Below are 18,646 nucleotides of genomic sequence, written 5' to 3'. Positions count from 1 at the left end.
TTGCCCCGGGCATTGCCTCATAACCCGCCAACCGCACGGCCATTCAAACGCACACGCACGCTGACCCCGCACGCGTGGCAAACCTCGGACCGCTCAGTTGCCACCGATGTGCATGCGGTATGCCGCGCCGTTGGAAAACGTGCAGGTCCCCGCGCCCTGGTAGGGCGTGTTAGGCAGGAGTCGTTGAAGACTCCTTTGCCGGTCATCATGTTGGTGGCCGAGTCTCCTGGTAGCAAACGGGGGTCACGCCCCCGCCCGACCAATCCAGGGCGCGATTCGCACCCGGCGTTGAGCAACCTCAACGCAGCGGCTGTCTACCGGATGCCCTGCAGCGCGGCCACGACCTGGGGAACGATGCTCACGGCGTTGGAGGCATGCGGGATGCAGTCGGTGCTCCAGATTTCACCCACACCCGAACTGCGCACCAGTTGTACCGAGCCCTGGGCAAACAGCGCATGCGTCACGGCCACGTCGACCGAGACCGCGCCCGCCGCGCGCAGCTTCATGGCCGCACGCGCCAGCGTGTGGCCGGAGCTTGCCACATCGTCCATGAGCACCACCGCCCGGCCCGCCACCGGCAGTTCGGGCAGTTCGATGCCCACGTCCCGGTCGCCATGGCGCGTCTTGCGGCACACCGCATGGTCCCAGCCATGCTGCGCGGCGGCCAGGGCCACCCACTGCAGCGCTTCTTCGTCCGGCCCCATCAGCAGCGGGTTCTGGCGCTGGGTGGCGATGTGGTCGGCCAGCAGCGGCGCGCCGCTGAGCACGATCGCATCTTTCACCGGCACGGCTTCATGCAGTGTGGCCACGCGGTGCAGGTGCGGGTCCACCGTGATGATGGCGTCGAACAACCCGGCCAGGAAAGCGCCCACGATGCGCTGGCTGATCGCCTCCCCGGGGTTGAAGGCGATGTCCTGCCGCATATAGGCCAGATACGGCGAGACCAGCGTGAGTTGCTGTGCACCCAGCGTGCGCGCGGTCTGCGCGGCGAGCAACACCTCCACCAGTTTTTCGTTGGGCTGTTGCAGACCGCGCCACAGCACCACGCGCGCGGGCAGCTCGGCTGGCAGGCGCAGGCGCGTCTCTCCGTCGGGGAACCGGTGGCGCTCCACCACGGCCAGGGCCATGCCGAGTGCGCTGGCGGCCTGACCGGCCAGCGAGGTTTCGTCCTCGAAACACAGCACACAACCGGCAGCGGTTTTGCTTGAGAGAGACATCAGAACTCCACAAAGACATGGGGCACCTGGGCGGCGGTGCCCACGCTGAAACCGGAGGCGCGCTCGCTGGCCTGGCGCGCGAACTCCAGATCGGCCGGGTAGCTGGCGTACACGCTGTAGAGCACGTCACCAGCAGCCACCTGTTGGCCGAGTTTGACGCACAGATCCACACCCGCACCCTGCACCTTGGGAGCACCTGCCAGGCGGGCAATCTGCGCGATCTGCAGGTTGTCGATGCCGATGACCACACCGGCGGCGGGCGCCCTCACCGCCTGTGTGAGCGCGCCCAATGCCGGGTGGTGGTGGTCAAAACTGCGGTCGCCTTGTGCCCGCACAATCGCCCGCATCTGCGCCAGCGCGCGGCCCGAATCGAGGATGTCGCGCGCGATGCGAAAGCCTTCGCCGCCGCGCACATCAGGGCTGCACTCGATCAGCCGCCCGGCCAGCCGCAACGATTTCTGCCTCAGATCGTCCGGCGCGCGCGGGTCGTTTTCCAGCACCTGCATCACGTCACGGGCCTCCAGCACCGGCCCCACCCCACGGCCCACGGGCTGGCGGCCATCGGTGATCACCACATCGAGCGATAGGTGCATGCGCTGCGCCACGTATTCAAACAAGCGGCGCAGCCGCTGGGCCTCTGGCATGGAGCGCACCTTGGCCGTGGGGCCGATGGGGATGTCGAGCACCAGGTGCGTGGCGCCGGCGGCGATCTTCTTCGACAGGATGGAGGCCACCATCTGGCCGGGTGAGTCGATGGACAGCGGACGCTCTACCGAAATCAGCACGTCATCGGCCGGCGAAAGCTGGGCCGTACCGCCCCAGGCCAGACAGCCATGGTGCTGGCGCACGATCCCGGTGAGCTGTTCGAACGGCAGCTCCACGTTGGCCAGCACGGCCATGGAGTCCGCCGTGCCGGCGGGCGAGGTGATGGCACGCGACGAGGTCTTGGGGAACACCAGGCCATGGGCCGCCACGATGGGCACGACCAGCATCGAGGTGCGGTTGCCCGGAATGCCGCCGATGCAGTGCTTGTCCACCACCAGGGTTTCGTTCCAGTCGAGCCGCCGGCCGCTGGCCACCATGGCTTCGGTCAGGAAATAGACCTCCTCGCGGTCGAGCTCGCTGCGGTTGCAGGCCACCACAAAGGCGGTGAGTTCGATCTTGGAATAGCGCAACTCGGCGATGTCGCGAATGATGTGGCGGAAGTCGTCGCGCCCCAGTCGCTCACCATTGATCTTGCGAAACAGCGCGGGGATGGACTCGGGCGGCTCGGCCGGCGACACCGAGGCGGGGTGGCCACCAGCCACTTCAAGCCGGGCAAAGGCATCCTCGGACACGCCGATCTCGTGGCAGCCCACGATAGCCTGGTCGTCCACCACGTTGAGCGTGGCCAGGATGCGCCGTCCGTTGGCCCGCACCTCCACCTTGGACAGCGCCTGGAAGCCTTCGGCCCGCACCACGGCGCAGTCGCGGTGCAGATAGGCCACGTTCTCATGGTAGGTGTCGATGGCCACGCGCCGCAGCGTGAGGCCGGTCGGGGCAGCGAGCTCGTTGGTGGGCGACATGCCCGGGACGATACACCGGCCGGGTGCTCACCCCACCACGAGTCGGATGGCGGGCAAGACGCGTTCAGAGTCCGTGCGGCGCTCCAGAGCGAGGCGCATGTTCATTTGCGCGACCTCGGTGTGCTCGACCGCAAGTGCCTGCGCCCGGGCGCTTTCACCGCGCAGCAGCGCGTCGACCAGCATGTGGTGCTGGCGGTGCGCGTAAAGCATCCAGTCGCGGTCCATCGTCAAGGTGCCCTGCATGGGCAGCATCGCCGAAGCGGGCGCAAACGGCAGCTTGTCGTTGAGCGCCACGGCGCGCTGCAGGGCCCGGTTGCCGCATGCCTCGAGCAGCAAGGCATGAAAGCGATCGTTCATTACCGAGTAGGCGGCGTAGCTTTCGATGGTGAGCGGGTTGTCGGCCAGCAGCCGATCGCCTTCCTCGAGGCACGCCTGCAATTGACCCTGCAACTGTCGCGACACACCGTGCTCAGCCACCAGCCGAGCGGCCATGCCTTCGAGGTGCCCGCGCACGGCGATGGCGTCGGTCACTTCCTGTGCGGTGAACTGGCGCACAAGGTACTTGCCGGTGTCGTTCGCCTCCACCAGGCCTTCCTGCTCCAGCGTGACCAGCGCGGCGCGCACCGGCGTGCGCGAGGCGCCCAGGCGTTCGGCCAGTTGCTGCTCGGCCAGCCGCTGGCCGGGCTCGAACCCACCGCTCAGGATCAGGTCGCGCAACTGCATCAAAACGGTGTCTTGCAAGCTCATGCGGCAAACTGTACACTGAATTTACGAAACGGTATACCGTTTGAACGTTCCCGCATTGGAGCCTGCACATGAAAGCCGAACTCAATCAACGACTCACCCAGGTGGGACCGGGCACACCGGGGGGTGAACTGTTGCGCCGCTACTGGCAGCCCGTGGCCTTGCTCGACGAGTTCGACCCGGCGCTGGACCCGCGCATGGCCGTGCGCCCGGTGAAGCCGGTGCGCCTGCTGGGGCAGAACTTCGTGTTGTTCCGCGATGCACAAGGCCAATACGGTCTGCTCGACCGCGACTGCCCGCACCGAGGCGCCGATCTCGCCTTCGGCCGCAACGAAGGCGATGGCCTGCGCTGCCCTTTCCACGGCTGGAAGTTCGACACCACAGGCCAATGCATCGAGACGCCAGCCGAGCCCGCGGGCAGCACGCTGTGCAACCGAATTCGCCAGCGCAGCTACCCGCTGCAAACTGCCAGCGGCGTGCTGTTTGCCTGGCTCGGCCCAGAAGGCCAGACACCGCCACCGCTCCCGGCGCTGGACTGCTTTGCCGCACCGGCCTCCCACACCTTCGCTTTCAAGGGCCTGTGGCACTGCAACTGGCTGCAGTCGTTCGAAGTGGGCATTGACCCGGCGCATGCTTCCTACCTGCACCGCTTCTTCAACGACGCCTCGCTGGAAGACAGCTATGGCAAACAGTTTCGCGGCGCCAGCGCGGGCGATGTGGGTGGCGAGCGCTGGCCCATGACGCGTGTGATGCGCGAGTTCGGCCAGCCGCAGATTTCGTTCGAGGCCAAACCGTATGGCCTGCAGCTCACCGCCCTGCGTCCCATGACGGAAGACCTCACCCACGTGCGCATCACCAACGCCGTGTTCCCGCAGACTTTCGTGATTCCGCTGTCGGAAACCATGACCATCACGCAGATGCATGTGCCGGTGGACGACACGCACAACTACTGGTACGCCTTTTTCACCAGCTTCGGCGGCCCGGTGGACAAGGAAGCGATGCGCAACCAGCGCCTGTCCGCCGTCACCCTGCCCGACTACATCCCGAAGTCAGGCCGCCAGAACCAGTGGGGCTTCAGCGCCGAAGAACAGCAGACCAGCACCTACCTCGGCATGGGCGAGGACGACATCAACGTGCACGACCAGTGGGCCTGCGAAAGCATGGGCGCCATACAGGACCGCACGCGCGAACACCTGGGCACCACCGACCGCGTGATCATGGCCAACCGGCGCCTGCTGCAACAGGCGATCGACACGGTGGAGCAAGGCGGCACACCACCGGGCATCGCCGATGCCGCGCTGCACGGTGCGATCCATGGCCCCGACACCGTGGACGGCATCGCGCCCGCAAAGGACTGGCAAACCTGGTGGCAGGACGGCGTGCGCGCCAAGCGCGAAAACGCTCCCTGGTACACGGGACACTCCGAAACAGCGGGCGCCAAATGACCCATTTCGCCGAACGCTGCGGCAATCACACCGCAGTTCGCGAAATAGCCTGCCTGCGCACCGCCCGCCTGATCGAAGCCAGCGGGATCGAGCTGGTGCGTTTCGGCTGGTGCGACACGCACGGCATGCTGCGCGGCAAGACGCTCACCGCCGCCGCCGCGGTGCGCGCCCTGCGCGACGGTGTGGGCATGGTGGGCACGCTCATGCTCAAGGACACCGCCGACCGCACCGCCTGGAAGGTGTTTGAGCCCGGCGCTGCCGACGATCTGCCTGGCTTTGCCGGCGCGGCCAACCTCATGCTGCTGCCCGACCCGGATAGCTTTACCACCCTGCCCTGGCTCGAACGCACGGGCTGGCTGCGCTGCCAGCCCTGGTTCGCCGACGGCACGCCGGTGCCACTCGACACGCGACGCGTGCTGCAGTCGGCGCTGGATCGGTTGGCCAAGGTGGGCTACGGTCTGAAAACGGGGCTCGAGGTCGAATTTCACATCTACCGCATCACCGACACCCGACCTCAGCTCGACCCCGACCTGGCCGCATGGCCGGGGCTGCCACCGAGCGTGGAGATGATCCACCCCGGCTACAACCTGCAAGCCGAGGCCATGGCCGATCTGGCCGATGAACCGCTGCGCATCGTGCAGCGCACCGCGCAGGCGCTGGGCCTGCCATTGCAATCGCTGGAGATCGAGCTCGGGCCCAGCCAGGTGGAAGCCGTTTTCGACGCCACCGACGCGCTCACCGCCGCTGACCAGATGGTGCTGTTCCGCAACGGCGTGCGCCAGGCGCTGCGCCGCGCTGGTTACCACGCCACCTTCATGTGCCGCCCACCGTTTCCAAACATCATGTCCAGCGGCTGGCACCTGCACCAGTCGCTGGTAGACTTCAAGACGGGCGGCAACGCCTTTGTCCGCGACGCCTCGGCCGGCGGCACCACGAAAGCCGATGCCACACACACGCTCTCGGACACGGGCGCACGCTGGCTTGCGGGCTTGCTGGCGCATGCGCGCGGCATGACCGTGTTGTGCACACCCACCATCAACGGCTTTGCCCGCTTCCGGCCCAATGCGTTGGCGCCGCAGGCCGTGCTGTGGGGCCAGGACAACCGGGGCGCCATGCTGCGCGTGGTGGGTGCTGCCGGCGACAACGCCACCCGCATCGAAAACCGGGTGGGTGAGCCCGCCGCCAATCCCTACCTCTACATGGCCGCGCAGATCCACGCCGGGCTCGACGGCATCGCGCGCGGCCTGAACCCACCGGCCGCTTCTGAAACACCGTATGCCGAGGGGGGTGAGAAGATTCCCACTTCGCTGGCAGAAGGCATTGCGGCGCTGCAAGCGGACGCCGCTCTTTGCGAGGGCCTGGGCGATGGTTTTGTTCGCTACTTCAGCCGGATCAAGCAGAGCGAGATCGATCGCCACGCACAGGCCGAGGACAAGACCGATTTTGAACGCCGCGAGTACTTCAGCCGAACCTGAACCCACACCATGATCAAGATCCGATTCATCTACGCCGACGAGCGCGTGCAGGACATCCAGGCCGAGCCTGGCCAGAGCCTCATGAAAGCCGCGGTGGACGCCAACGTGGCTGGCATCGAGGCCGATTGCGGTGGCTCGCTGACCTGTGCCACCTGCCATGTGATCGTGGATCCAACGTGGGCGAGCCGGCTTCCACCGCCAGTAGCGGACGAGGTCGACATGCTGGACTTCGCATCGAGTCCGGTGGAGCCTGAGAGCCGGCTTTCGTGCCAGATTCGGTTGCTGCCTGAACTGGATGGCCTGGTGGTTCGGCTGCCCGCCACGCAACACTGAGTACACTGAATTCCCCGTTTCGCTTCCCCTGTTCTTCCCGCCACACCCACATGACCGAACCCACCTACGCCTTTGCCCCTCCCGCCGTCGTCAGCGTGCCCGTGCTGGGGCGCGCCGAGCGTTTCGCCGTGCACCGCATCTACTGCGTGGGCCGCAACTACGAAGAACACGCGAAAGAAATGGGCTTCACCGGCCGCGAGCCGCCTTTCTTCTTCCTCAAGCCGGCCGATGCCATTGTGGTGGCCGAGACCGGCCAGACCGCCACCATCCCCTACCCCACGCTCACGTCCAACCTGCACCACGAAATCGAGCTGGTGGTGGCCATCGGAACCGGCGGCAAAAACATCAAGGCCGCTGATGCCGCCAAGCACATCTACGGCTATGCCGTGGGCCTGGACATGACGCGACGCGACCTGCAGACCGACATGAAAAAGCAAGGCCGCCCCTGGTGCATTGGCAAAGCCTACGACCAGTCCGCCCCCATCGGACCCATCACGCTGGCCGCGCAGGCGGGCGACGTGAACAACGCCGCTATCTGGGTGCAGGTGAATGGCACAGACCGCCAGCGCAGCAACGTGGCCAAGCTGATCTGGAATGTGGCCGAGACCATCGAAGCCTTGTCGCAGGCCTGGGAACTGCAGCCCGGCGACCTGATCTACACCGGCACCCCGGAGGGCGTGGCTGCGGTGGTGCGCGGCGACACCATGAACGGTGGCGTCGACGGCCTCACACCCATCTCGGTGAAGGTTGTCTGACTTCGTTGAGCCTCCCACTGAGGGTTAGACCTCTCAGCAATCCCCGCGCCCCGGCGTATGCTTGCGCCACTTTTTTCATAGCACCCAGGAGAACTCCACCATGATCCAACGCAGAACCCTGCTCCAGTCCGGCGCCGCCGTGGCCCTTGGCGCGCCCGCCTTCGCCAGCCTGGCGCAGCAAAGCGTCACGCTCAAGTTCCACACCTTCATGGCCCCGCAATCCAATGTGTGGCTCAACATGCACAAGGCGTGGATGGACAAGGTCGAGAAAGACTCGGGTGGTCGCATCAAGTTTGAAGGCTACCCCGCCATGCAACTCGGTGGATCGCCAGCCCAGTTGTACGACCAGGCGCGCGATGGCGTGGTCGACATTGTGTGGACTCTGCCGGGCAACACGCCAGGCCGCTTCCCCCGCATCGAAGCCTTCGAGCTGCCTTTCATGATGAACAACGCCGAAGCCACCTCCAGGGCCTATTGGGAATATGTGCAGACCGTCGCCCAGGACGAGTTCAAGGACACGCACCCCATTGCCCTGCAGGTGCACGGCCCGGGCATGTTCCACATGCGCAGCAAGCAGATCAAGACCGCCGAAGACCTGCGTGGCTCCAAGGTGCGCGGCCCCACCCGCCAGATCACCAAGATGCTCGGCTACCTGGGCGCCACGCCCGTGGGCATGCCGCTGCCGCAGATTCCCGATGCGCTCTCCAAGGGCGTGATCGATGGCTGCGTGATTCCCTGGGAAGTGGTGCCTTCGGTGAAGGTGCACGAACTCACCAAGTTCCACAGCGAGTTCGATCCCGCTGGCGGCGCGCTCTACACCACCACTTTCGTGATGGCGATGAACCGCAACAAATACGCTTCGCTGCCCGCCGATCTCAAGGCCGTGATCGACAAGAATTCCGGTATCGAGACCTCCGGCTGGCTGGGCAAGGTTCAGCAGGCCGGCGACGGCCCGGGCCGCGAGCAGGCCGTGAAGCAAGGCAACACCATCTACACCATCCCCGCCGCTGAAGCGCAGGAATTCCGCCGCAAGGCGCGTCTGGTGGAAGTGGAGTGGGTGCAGGACATGGACAAGCGGGGCTTCAACGGCAAACAGCTGCTGGAGACCGCCAAGTCACTCATCGCCAAACACGGCAAGAAGGCGTAAGGGCATAAAGCCTTCTCCCTCGAAAAGCCGGGCCTCGAGCCCGGCTTTTTTCTGAGCCCGTAAACTGCCACGATGCTTCGCACACCCGCCAAACACTGCCGCAACTGCGGAGCCGCCGTTCAACTCAGGCTGCCCGACGATGGCGACACGCGGCCCCGCGCCGTGTGCCCGGCCTGCATGACCGTGCATTACGACAACCCGCTCAATGTGGTGGGCACGGTGCCGGTGTGGGGTGACGAGGGGGAATACGTGCTGCTTTGCAAGCGGAACATCGAACCCCGATGGGGCAAATGGACCTTACCGGCGGGTTTCATGGAACTGGGAGAAACCACCGCGGAAGGAGCATCGCGCGAAACCGATGAAGAAGCCGGCGCGCAGTTCGAGCTGGGCGATATCTTCACGCTCATGAACGTGGCTCGCGTGGGCCAGGTTCACATTTACTACCGCGCCCGCCTGCTCAGCGAACGCTTTAACCCGGGCCACGAAACGATCGAGGCCCGACTGTTCACCGAAGACCAGATTCCCTGGGACGACATCGCATTCCGCACCGTCAAGGAAACGCTGGAGCACTACTTCGCAGACCGGCGACGCGGTGCATTCGGCTTTCACACCTTCGACATCGGCTGAACACCCGTTCCTTCACTTGCCATGAGCGACACCCGCCAATGGCCACTTGTGCTGCGGCTGGGCAGTGCCCAGACCCTGGCCTGGGCTTCTTCCTACTACCTGCCCGCCCTGCTCGCGTGGCCCATGGCTCAGGAGCTCGGCATCCCGGTCACCCAGGTCTGGACGGCGTTCAGCGTCGCCTTGCTGCTCTCGGCGGCACTCGGCCCTTTCGCGGGACGCGCCATCGACCGCTGGGGTGGACGCCCCTTGCTCATGGGCACCAGCCTTCTGTTTGCGGCCGGCCTCGCCGGCATGTCGCAGGCACAAGGGCCCATCAGTCTGGGGCTGGCGTGGTTGCTGATGGGCGTGGCCATGGGCGGAGGCCTCTACGAAGCGGCCTTTGCCGCACTGGTGCGCCTGAGAGGCACCGACGCCCGGGCCTCCATCACTGGCATCACGTTGCTGGCAGGCTTTGCGAGCACGGTGGGCTGGCCCCTGAGCGGCTGGTGGGAAGCCGAATGGGGATGGCGCGGCGCCTGCCTGATGTGGGCCGGGCTGCACCTGCTGGTGGGCCTGCCGCTCAATGCGAGCATCCCGCGCGCCATTGCGCTGCCCGTACCCCAGGCCGTGCGGCTGGACGGCGACACCGCCTTCGACACCCCTGCCGAGCCCGCGCCCCGGTACGCCGCCTGGGTGCTGGCCTACGTTTTCGCCGTCACCTGGTTTGTGAGCACCGCCATGGCCACGCACCTGCCACAACTGCTGGTGGCCAGTGGCGCCACGCTGGCGGGCGCGGTGGCCATCGGCGCACTGGTTGGCCCGGCGCAGGTGGCGGGCCGGTTGCTGGAGTTCGGGTTCCTGCGCCGCCTGCACCCCTTGCTGGCCGCGCGCGCGGCTGCCCTGGGTCATCCCCTGGGTGTGGCCTGCTGGATGCTGTTCGGGCCGGTGGCGGGACCGGTGTTCGCGGTGTTGCACGGGGCGGGCAATGGCATCCTCACCATCGCCAAGGGCACGCTGCCGCTGGTGCTGTTCGGGCCCAGGGGCTATGGCCGACGGCAGGGCCTGATCACCGCGCCTTCCCGCGTGGCGCAGGCGTTCGCACCGTTGGTGTTCGGCGCCTGCATAGAGCGCTGGGGAGCGGGAGCGTTGTGGATTTCAAGCGCGCTCGGCCTGAGCGCAGTGGGCGCGTTGATGTGGCTGCGCACCGGGGTGAAGCGCTGATCAGCCGGCTCAGTCGAGCGCCGGCGCCGGTGCTGGCCAGTTCAACAACTCGGCAAGGCGCGTGATCACCCAGGTGGATTCGGCATCACTCACCACCGCCGGCTCCACCCGCAATCCCAGCAGGCAGCGCGTGAGGACGTCGGTTTCCGTGATGCCCAGGCTGAACTCCATCTGCCGCGCGGTTTCGGTCAGCATCTGCGCCATGTCCTCGCAAAGTTCGTAGCGCTCCGCCAGCTCGGCGCGCGGCAGCGACGGCTTCTGTCGTCCGGGCGCGAGATACAGCTCAAGGAAGGAAGGCGGAATTTCGATCTGGGATTCGTCGGACATGCCGAACTGTATTGCAGCGGCCGGTGCCTTCGGGCAACATGCGGCGCTTTCACCCCACACAAGGCGCCCATCATGGCCATCTGGTTGGAACTCGGCATTTTCATCGTCGTGCTGGCCATTGGCGTCTGGCAGTTGTGGGACGTGAAGAAAGCTCAGGCCGAACGCATTGCCCGGGAAGCCCGGAAGCCCTCTGATCAGGACGCCTGAGGAGCGTCCAGCACCTTCGCCAGCCACTGGGGTGGCGCGCTGGCGTCTCGCCAGACGAGAGATCGCGCACCTGCTGCAGGTGTGCGGCTTCATGAAGGTCGGCGTTGACGAACTCGGCCTGCTCCGGAATCAGGCCAGCAACCACGGCAGATGCGTACAGGGTCGACTTGCCGGCGCCATTGGGACCGGCCCAGCAGGTAAAAGACGGGCCGTGTCACGCGGCGCGGCGGCTGCCAGATGCCTTGCTGCGCTGTTCCTTCACGCTCTGCCGCACCGCCTCGGCCAGAACCCCGCTGGACTCGGCAGCGAGAAAACGGGCTTCGATCGCCTCAACCGAATCGGTCGCCAGGGCCTGCCGGGCGGCAGCGTCGTAGCGGGAAATGGCCTCGCGGGCTTCCTGCACCGTGAGGCCGGTCTCTTCTGCGATGCGGCCGAGCGTGGCCCAGTACTCGATCTGCCCGGCAACCGACCGGCGTTGTGGCTGGGCCGCATCACGGGCTTGCTGGACCAGCCCCGCGGGCAGCTTGACCGAGGAAAATGCACTGCTGGAGGACGACATGGGAAAACTCCTGTTTGGCGCATTTTGCGCCATTCGGGATACCATGGCAAGCGCTGGCCTATTGCCACATTCGTTGAAACCTTTCCTACACCGCCATGAGAAAACAGGGAACCGTGGTGCGCTGGGACCGCGAGCGCGCGTTTGGATTCATTCGCAGCCCGCAAACCGCCGCCGACATCTTTTTTCACACCCGCGACTTCAGCGGCCACAACCCGCCCGCCGAAGGCATGGAAGTGAGCTTCGACGAGATTCACGTGGGTGGAAAGGGGCCGCGAGCCCTTTCGGTGGAGCCGGTGCGCAACTTGGTGGCCTCGCCACTGGATGCCGCGCCACTGCCCTTGCCTGCTGAGGCCGAGATTCTGCCCAAGGCAGCGCCTGCGCGGCGATCGCGCACGCCGCGCGAGAAGCGCCGCGAAGAATTGCCGTTGTGGATCGGGCTGGGCCTGATCGCGCTGTGGCTGCTGCTCTGGCTCATCGGCATCGGGTTCGGCCGCTTTCCCTGGGTGGTACTCACCGCCGTGGTCATCCTCAACCTCGCCACCTTCTACATGTACTGGCGAGACAAGGACGCGGCCATCACCGAAAGCCCGCGCGTGCCGGAAGACTGGCTGCATGGCCTCGACGTGGCGGGTGGCTGGCCCGGCGGCTGGTTCGCCCAGCACATCCTGAGGCACAAAACCGCCAAATCCCGCTTCCAGCTGATGTACTGGGGCACGGTGGCACTGAACTTTGCGGCGTTGCTGGCCTGGATCTGCTGGCCGTTGCTCATGGGCTCTCCACCCGAGGCTTGAACCCTGCTTCAGCCGGGCTTGCGCTTGCCCGCACCCACCGGTGAACCGGGTCGGGCCGCGCTACCGGTGACGCGGGGCGGCAGCCCGGTGTGCTGCGTGAGCAGGCGCCCCTTCGACGGCGCCGCACCCACCGGCGTGCTGTTCTTGCGGCGCGCGCTCTGGTAGCTGCCATCGGTGAGCGGCTGGAACGTGGGGATGAGGTGGTGCTTGCCGTTGCCAATCAGGTCGGCACGACCCATGGCCTTGAGCGCCTCACGCAGCAGCGGCCAGTTGTTCGAGTCGTGGTAGCGCAGAAAGGCCTTGTGCAGGCGACGGCGCTTGTCGCCGCGCACGATGTCCACGCGTTCGGCGCGCTCGTCGCGGTGAATGCCCTTGAGCGGGTTCAGGTTGGTGTGGTACATGGCCGTGGCGGTGGCCATGGGGCTGGGGTAGAAGGTCTGCACCTGGTCGGCGCGAAAGCCGTTTTTCTTCAGCCACACGGCCAGGTTCATCATGTCCTCGTCGCTCGTGCCCGGGTGGGCAGCGATGAAATACGGAATGAGGTACTGCTTCTTCCCGGCCTCTTCGCTGAACTTCTCGAACAGCTGCTTGAACTTGTCGTAGCTGCCGATGCCGGGCTTCATCATCTTCGACAGTGGCCCGCCTTCAGTGTGTTCGGGCGCGATCTTCAAATACCCACCCACGTGGTGCTGCACCAGCTCCTTCACGTACTCGGGGCTCTTGATGGCGAGGTCGTAGCGCAAGCCAGAACCGATCAGGACCTTCTTGATGCCGCGCAACTCCCGCGCCCGCTTGTAAATCTTGATCAGCGGACCGTGGTCGGTGTGCAGGTTGGAACAGATGCCCGGGTACACACAGCTCGGCTTGCGGCAGGCCGCTTCGATCTCGGGCGTCTTGCAGCCCAGGCGGTACATGTTGGCCGTGGGGCCGCCAAGGTCGGACACCACACCGGTGAAGCCTTCCACCTTGTCGCGGATGTCTTCCACTTCCTTGATGATCGATTCTTCGGAGCGGCTCTGAATGATGCGGCCCTCGTGCTCGGTGATCGAGCAGAACGTGCAGCCGCCAAAGCAGCCGCGCATGATGTTCACGCTGAAGCGGATCATTTCCCAGGCCGGGATCTTCGTGGCGCCATCGTGCTTGCCGTGTTCGTCGGCGTAGGCGGGGTGCGGACTGCGCGCGTACGGCAGGTCGAACACATGGTCCATCTCCGCCGTGGTGAGTGGAATCGGCGGCGGGTTGATCCACACGTCGCGCGCCGTGGCGCCTTCGCCGTGGGCCTGCACCAGCGCGCGCGCGTTGCCGGGGTTGGCTTCGACATGCAGCACGCGGTTGGCGTGCGCGTAGAGCACGGGGTCACTCTTGACTTGTTCGTAGCTGGGCAGGCGAATCACCGACCGGTCGCGCGCGGGCGGTTTGCGTTTGCTTTGCAAGGCCGGGTTGGGCACGAACTTCAGCGTCTGAATGGCGGGGTTGACCTCGGCCAACGGTGCGTCGTCATCTTCCTTCGAACAACTCTGCCCTTGCGCCTGCGCCTGCTCGCTCGTCGTCAGGTAAGGATTGATGTGGCTCTCGATGCGCCCAGGCGCATCCACCTCGCTCGAGTCGATCTCGATCCAGCCCGCAGCGGTCGGATCGCCCGGCCGCCGCACGAATGCGGTGCCACGCACATCGGTGATCTGCTCGATCGGCTCGCGCGCGGCAATGCGGTGCGCCACCTCGACCAGCGCGCGTTCGGCATTGCCGTACAGAAGGATGTCGCACTTGCTGTCCACCACCACGCTGCGGCGCACCTTGTCGCTCCAGTAATCGTAGTGGGCGATGCGGCGCAGGCTGCCTTCGATGCCGCCCAGCACGATGGGCACCTCCTTGAAGGCTTCCCGGCAGCGCTGGCTGTAGACAATGGCCGCGCGGTCGGGGCGCTTGCCACCCACGTCACCGGGCGTGTAGGCGTCGTCGCTGCGGATCTTGCGGTCCGCCGTGTAGCGGTTGATCATGGAATCCATGTTCCCGGCCGTCACGCCCCAGAACAGGTTGGGCTTGCCCAAGGCCTTGAACGCTTCGGCGCTGGTCCAGTCGGGCTGGGCAATGATGCCCACACGAAAGCCCTGCGCCTCGAGCACCCGGCCCACCACCGCCATGCCGAAGCTGGGGTGGTCCACGTAGGCATCGCCGGTGACCAGAACGATGTCGCAACTGTCCCAACCCAGCTGCTCCATTTCGGCGCGGGTCATCGGCAGGAACGGCGCCACGCCGAACCGCTTGGCCCAATACGGCCGGTAGCTTGTGATCGGCTTGGCGGCGCGTGCGAAGAAGGAGACGTCGATGGGGGCGTTCATGGGGCTGGCACAGACCCGGAGCGCGGGTGGGTGGAAAACCGCTGATTTTACCGGGCCACCCCGTTTTCATGGGGGATCAGGGCTACCGCGCCCCAGCAGCAGTCACTTGGGGCGAAGTTGCCAGTCCGGCACGGACTCAGGGGCTTTGCGCACCACGCGCCGCTGATCAAGCTTCTGGGCCGCCAGGCGAGCCGTGAATTCGAGCTTCTTAAGGTCTTCCGGATCGGGCTTGCCCTGAGCATGAAAGCTGAAGCAGCACAGCGTGCCGTAGATGTCTCCGTTCTGCAGCACGATGGGCGTGCTGATGTGGGTACCAATCGGAAAGGGTACTTCCTTGAGCAGGGCCGCCGAGGCCGGCAGGGCTCTTGCATCGGCAATGAACCTCGGCAAGCGCCCGTCCACCACGCGCTGGCACCAGCTCGCCTCCAGCGGCGCCGCATCGCCTGGCTTCACCACCGGCGGATCGCCTGCTGCCACCTGCCGCATCACGCGCTGACCATCGGTGAATTCAGAGACAAACACCACGTCCATCTTCATTCGTTCGCGCAGCAGGCGAAGCACCTGCGAGACAGACTGGTCGACGAGTTCGTCGGACGCATCGGCCGTGGCCACCAGCAGTTCGGTTACCTGCACGGTGAGGTCATCGGGCTTGTAGCCCAGATCGTTCAAGGGATTCATGCACGTTTTATAAACGGATCGCTCTCATTCATCGACCTCCTGGCGCTGTGAATGGGCCACCAGACGGTCAAAAAATGTTTCAAGCTGTCGCTGTTCGCCGGGGGAAAGACACCCAAAGATGTCTTGGTTGCGCCTTGCAATGAGCCGCATGACGCGCTTCCACAGCAGTTTCCCACTGCGCGTGGGCGTGAGCACCACGCCGCGCGCGTCGGTGTCACTGGCCGTCTTCTGCACCAGTTCACGCTCCACCAGCATTTGCGCCGCGCGACTGGCTTGTCCCTTGTCCAGATTGGCGCGCATGGCGAGATCGTTCACCGACAGGGGTGCGAACTGCCCGATGGCTGCAAGACAGCGCGCCTCGCCCACCCCAAGGCCCAGTTCGCTCGCGTAGGCTGCGCTGCTGTGTCGATCGGTGAGTTTGTTGAGTCGGTGCAGGCGGTAGGTCAGGAAGTCCTGCAGTGAAGGCAGTTCGGTGCTCATGCGGGGCCCGCATCGCTTTGTGCCAGCGCGTTCGCAATCAGCGGCAGCACCTCGTCGGCGCGATCAAACCGGCTCATGAGCGAAAGACACAGCATGGACAGAAACATGGGGGCACCGGCCTCCCCCACATGCGCCAGGGCCTCGCACACGGCGCTGTAACTCTGGTCAAGATCGGCATCGGTCATGCGAACACTCCCACGTGGTTCAAAGCTGCGCACAGCGGCGCGGGGTCCAGGCCGTGCCAGCGGCCCATCACATAGCCATCGGGCCGCACCAGCACCAGGGCGGGCTCGTCTGGCTGGTGCAGGCCGAAGCGCTGCCAGGCCTGGCCAACCGCATCCATGGTCGGGTTGATGGACAGCACCTCCACCTCGGGTTGATCCATCACCAGATTGCCACCGAACACCAGCACCACGAACCGGTGGCCGAAGCGGCTGCTCAAGTGGAACGGGCCGTCGGCGGCATGCAGCAGCGCCTCGGGCGCGGGCGCGCCAGGCGCGGCCTGCTCGTTGGCCCAGACACCCGCCTGCGGGGCGTTCAGGGGAGAGTCCACGTAAGTGATGGGCGAAGACTGGCGCGGATTGATCAGTGAGCGCACTTGCGCGTCGCTCACCGCCAGCCGCAGGGTGGCTTCGCGCATGAGCTGGTAAGCGAAGTTGGGGGGCGCCATGAACTCGGTGCTCTTGGCACCGTAGGCGATGTTCTCTTGCGCAGCGTGAACGCGTTCGACGGAATACGAGTCGAGCAACGCCTCGGGCGACCGGCCCTGAACGACCCGGGCAAGCTTCCAGGCCAGGTTGGCCGCGTCGTCCAGCCCGGAATTGAGCCCGCGCACGCCAAAGATCGGCACCAGATGTGCGGCGTCGCCGGCAAAGCACACGCGGCCGTGGCGGTAGCTCGGCAGCGTGAGGCATTTGGCGTTGTAGATCGATATCCACAGCGGCTCCCAGGGTTCGGTTTCACCGATCATGTCCAGGTGGCTCTGCACGCGTGGCAACACGTTCTCGGGCTTCACCGCCTCCAGCGGGTCCTCGTCGTCGCGGATCTGGTAGTCGATGCGCCACACGTCGTCGGGCTGGCGGTGCATGAGGATGGTCGAGCCGGGGTTGGACGGTGGGTCGAACCACGCCAGGCGCTCGACTTCGCGCCGCGTTTTCTGCACGATGTCGACGATGACATACCGGCCTTCGTACTGCGTGCCCTCCAGTTGCAAACCGAGCTGTTCGCGCACCGTGCTGCGGCCACCGTCACAGGCCACCACCCAATCGGCGTTCACGGTCTGCGTGCCTTGCGGCGTCTCCACGTCGACCGCCACACCATCGGCGCGCGGCCGGACTGCAGCCACCCGGCTGGCCCAGTTCACCTGGGCGCCAGCGCCCTGTGCAATGGCCGCCTTGTGGGCAAACTCCTCCACATAGAACTGCTGGATGTTCACCATCGGAGCGAAGCGCTGTGTGGGTTCACTGGGCATCTGGAAGTGAAGCACCTCGGTGTTCCGCCAGTGGCTTCGCCCGCCCACCCAGCTCAAGCCTTTTTCCTCCAGCGGCCGGTCGGCGCCCACCCACCCCAGAATCTCCAGCGAACGGCGCGACATGCAGATGGCGCGACTGCCGCTGCAGTAGCTTTCGTCGGCTTCGATGACCAGGTTGGTGACGCCCTGGCTGGACAACAATGCCGAGAGAGTCAGGCCGACGGGACCGCCGCCAGCAATGAGCACCGGTACGGATTCAGGCAGAGTTTTTTTCATGTCATGCTATTTAGTTGCGTGCGCAACTATAGTGCAATCTGATCATTCCACCAAAGGAGACCTTCATGCCACACTTCAGCACGCTGCGCATCGAACCGGACGCCACCAACCCGCGCGTCGCGCGATTGCTGCTCAACCGACCCGAGCGCCTGAACGCCATCAACGACGAAATGCCACGCGAAATCCGTGCGGCGGTGGAATGGGCCAATGCCGAAGACAAGGTGCACGTGATCGTGGTCGAAGGTGCAGGCAAGGGCTTCTGCGGCGGCTACGACCTGTCGATGTTCGGCGAGGGTGAGATTGACCACCCTTGCCAGCAGGAACGACACCCCTGGGACCCGATGGACGACTACGCTTTCATGAAGCGCAACACCGAGGACTTCATGGCGCTCTGGCGCAGTGCGAAACCGACCATCGCGAAAGTGCATGGCGCGGCGGTGGCCGGCGGCAGCGACATTGCGCTGTGCTGCGATCTGCTGGTCATGGCCGAAGACGCCCGCATCGGCTACATGCCTACCCGGGTGTGGGGCTGCCCCACCACCGCCATGTGGACCTACCGGCTGGGTGCCGCGCGCGCCAAGCAGATGATGTTCACCGGCAACGTGATCGACGGCCGCACTGCCGCCGCCTGGGGCCTGGCCAACGAGGCCGTGCCTGCGGCACAACTGGAAGACGCCGTGATGGCACTGGCCAACCGCATTGCGGGTGTGCCGCGCTCTCATCTGGCCATGCACAAGCTGGTCGTCAACCAGGTCATGCTCACCATGGGCCTGGAGCAGGCACAGACCATGGCCACACTGTTCGACGGCATCACCCGGCACAACCCCGAAGGCCTCTGGTTCCGGCGCCACGCGCAGGAGGCCGGCTTCAAGGACGCGGTGCAGTGGAGAGACAGCGGTCGCCCGATTCCGGAGGGCGAAGAGGCTCGTGCGCTGGTGCGCGAAATCGAAAAGCGCAAGAGGGATGCTGCGGAAAAATGAAACCGCATGTACGGTTCATCTCGTTACCCC

Annotated in this window: 20 protein-coding genes; 10 read left to right on the top strand and 10 right to left on the bottom strand. The window is 65.6% G+C overall.

What is annotated here, in order from left to right:
* Positions 1-314: 314 nt before the first annotated feature.
* From CAP37_RS07245 to CAP37_RS07235, 3 genes are read right to left on the bottom strand one after another with little or no spacing between them, the layout of a single operon-like run.
* Entirely contained in the window at positions 315-1,217 is a 903-nt protein-coding gene (locus tag CAP37_RS07245) for a ribose-phosphate diphosphokinase (RefSeq protein ID WP_086123561.1), read from the bottom strand.
* Entirely contained in the window at positions 1,217-2,782 is a 1,566-nt protein-coding gene (locus CAP37_RS07240) for a thymidine phosphorylase family protein (protein WP_086123560.1), read from the bottom strand. Before CAP37_RS07240 ends, CAP37_RS07245 begins: the two co-directional genes overlap by 1 nt.
* Positions 2,783-2,809: 27 nt before the next feature.
* Positions 2,810-3,529, bottom strand: a complete 720-nt coding sequence (locus CAP37_RS07235; protein WP_086123559.1) for a GntR family transcriptional regulator — start codon at positions 3,527-3,529, stop codon at positions 2,810-2,812.
* Between the two features lie 68 nt (positions 3,530-3,597).
* Between CAP37_RS07235 and CAP37_RS07230 the strand changes: the two genes are divergently transcribed.
* The 7 genes from CAP37_RS07230 to CAP37_RS07200 all read left to right on the top strand — a co-directional run bounded on the left by CAP37_RS07230 (position 3,598) and on the right by CAP37_RS07200 (position 10,508).
* Complete coding sequence (locus CAP37_RS07230; RefSeq protein WP_086123558.1) at positions 3,598-4,971, top strand: Rieske 2Fe-2S domain-containing protein; 1,374 nt, start codon at positions 3,598-3,600, stop codon at positions 4,969-4,971.
* Positions 4,968-6,446 carry a glutamine synthetase family protein gene (locus CAP37_RS07225; RefSeq protein ID WP_086123557.1) on the top strand — a complete coding sequence of 493 codons (1,479 nt, stop codon included), beginning with the start codon at positions 4,968-4,970 and terminating at the stop codon, positions 6,444-6,446. Before CAP37_RS07230 ends, CAP37_RS07225 begins: the two co-directional genes overlap by 4 nt.
* A gap of 9 nt (positions 6,447-6,455) precedes the next feature.
* Complete coding sequence (locus CAP37_RS07220; protein WP_086123556.1) at positions 6,456-6,779, top strand: 2Fe-2S iron-sulfur cluster-binding protein; 324 nt, start codon at positions 6,456-6,458, stop codon at positions 6,777-6,779.
* A 50-nt stretch (positions 6,780-6,829) separates the two neighbouring features.
* A complete protein-coding gene (locus CAP37_RS07215; protein ID WP_086123555.1) occupies positions 6,830-7,534 on the top strand; it encodes a fumarylacetoacetate hydrolase family protein in 705 nt (234 codons plus the stop codon).
* Between the two features lie 100 nt (positions 7,535-7,634).
* Positions 7,635-8,681: a TRAP transporter substrate-binding protein gene (locus tag CAP37_RS07210; RefSeq protein WP_086123554.1), complete on the top strand. Its 1,047-nt coding sequence runs from the start codon at positions 7,635-7,637 to the stop codon at positions 8,679-8,681.
* 72 nt (positions 8,682-8,753) lie between these two features.
* Positions 8,754-9,308, top strand: a complete 555-nt coding sequence (locus tag CAP37_RS07205) for an NUDIX hydrolase (protein ID WP_086123553.1) — start codon at positions 8,754-8,756, stop codon at positions 9,306-9,308.
* Positions 9,309-9,329: 21 nt separating this feature from the next.
* Positions 9,330-10,508: an MFS transporter gene (locus CAP37_RS07200; RefSeq protein ID WP_086123552.1), complete on the top strand. Its 1,179-nt coding sequence runs from the start codon at positions 9,330-9,332 to the stop codon at positions 10,506-10,508.
* Positions 10,509-10,517: 9 nt separating this feature from the next.
* Here the strand turns inward: CAP37_RS07200 and CAP37_RS07195 are convergent, their stop codons facing one another.
* Entirely contained in the window at positions 10,518-10,835 is a 318-nt protein-coding gene (locus tag CAP37_RS07195; RefSeq protein WP_086123551.1) for an ATPase with chaperone activity, read from the bottom strand.
* A gap of 72 nt (positions 10,836-10,907) precedes the next feature.
* Here CAP37_RS07195 and CAP37_RS21945 point away from each other — a divergent pair, with 72 nt between their 5' ends.
* On the top strand, positions 10,908-11,042 hold the full coding sequence (locus CAP37_RS21945) for a hypothetical protein (protein ID WP_256926901.1): 135 nt from the start codon (positions 10,908-10,910) through the stop codon (positions 11,040-11,042).
* A gap of 214 nt (positions 11,043-11,256) precedes the next feature.
* On the opposite strand, the gene CAP37_RS07185 is transcribed toward CAP37_RS21945, so the two are convergent.
* The gene (locus CAP37_RS07185) at positions 11,257-11,601 is read right to left on the bottom strand and encodes a hypothetical protein (RefSeq protein WP_086123549.1); all 345 of its coding nucleotides are present in this window, start codon (positions 11,599-11,601) and stop codon (positions 11,257-11,259) included.
* 95 nt (positions 11,602-11,696) lie between these two features.
* Here CAP37_RS07185 and CAP37_RS07180 point away from each other — a divergent pair, with 95 nt between their 5' ends.
* Complete coding sequence (locus CAP37_RS07180; RefSeq protein ID WP_086123548.1) at positions 11,697-12,392, top strand: cold shock and DUF1294 domain-containing protein; 696 nt, start codon at positions 11,697-11,699, stop codon at positions 12,390-12,392.
* Between the two features lie 8 nt (positions 12,393-12,400).
* Here the strand turns inward: CAP37_RS07180 and CAP37_RS07175 are convergent, their stop codons facing one another.
* From CAP37_RS07175 to CAP37_RS07155, 5 genes are all read right to left on the bottom strand, one after another.
* Positions 12,401-14,731 carry a YgiQ family radical SAM protein gene (locus CAP37_RS07175; RefSeq protein WP_086123547.1) on the bottom strand — a complete coding sequence of 777 codons (2,331 nt, stop codon included), beginning with the start codon at positions 14,729-14,731 and terminating at the stop codon, positions 12,401-12,403.
* A 102-nt stretch (positions 14,732-14,833) separates the two neighbouring features.
* Positions 14,834-15,409 (bottom strand): GAF domain-containing protein, encoded by a 576-nt coding sequence (locus CAP37_RS07170; protein ID WP_086123546.1) that lies wholly within the window; start codon positions 15,407-15,409, stop codon positions 14,834-14,836.
* Positions 15,410-15,433: 24 nt separating this feature from the next.
* A complete protein-coding gene (locus tag CAP37_RS07165) occupies positions 15,434-15,889 on the bottom strand; it encodes a MarR family winged helix-turn-helix transcriptional regulator (protein ID WP_086123545.1) in 456 nt (151 codons plus the stop codon).
* Positions 15,886-16,074 carry a hypothetical protein gene (locus tag CAP37_RS07160; RefSeq protein ID WP_086123544.1) on the bottom strand — a complete coding sequence of 63 codons (189 nt, stop codon included), beginning with the start codon at positions 16,072-16,074 and terminating at the stop codon, positions 15,886-15,888. The genes CAP37_RS07165 and CAP37_RS07160 overlap by 4 nt, the downstream gene beginning before the upstream one ends.
* On the bottom strand, positions 16,071-17,636 hold the full coding sequence (locus CAP37_RS07155) for an FAD-dependent monooxygenase (protein WP_086123543.1): 1,566 nt from the start codon (positions 17,634-17,636) through the stop codon (positions 16,071-16,073). Before CAP37_RS07155 ends, CAP37_RS07160 begins: the two co-directional genes overlap by 4 nt.
* A 65-nt stretch (positions 17,637-17,701) precedes the next feature.
* On the opposite strand from CAP37_RS07155, the gene CAP37_RS07150 reads away from it, so the two are divergent.
* Positions 17,702-18,616: a crotonase/enoyl-CoA hydratase family protein gene (locus CAP37_RS07150; RefSeq protein ID WP_086123542.1), complete on the top strand. Its 915-nt coding sequence runs from the start codon at positions 17,702-17,704 to the stop codon at positions 18,614-18,616.
* Positions 18,617-18,646 lie beyond the last annotated feature (30 nt).

Origin of the sequence: Hydrogenophaga sp. IBVHS1, from assembly GCF_002127265.1 — a bacterium.
In the GTDB taxonomy this organism is placed as follows: domain Bacteria; phylum Pseudomonadota; class Gammaproteobacteria; order Burkholderiales; family Burkholderiaceae_C; genus Hydrogenophaga.
This window is presented reverse-complemented; position numbering and strand designations above follow the sequence as displayed.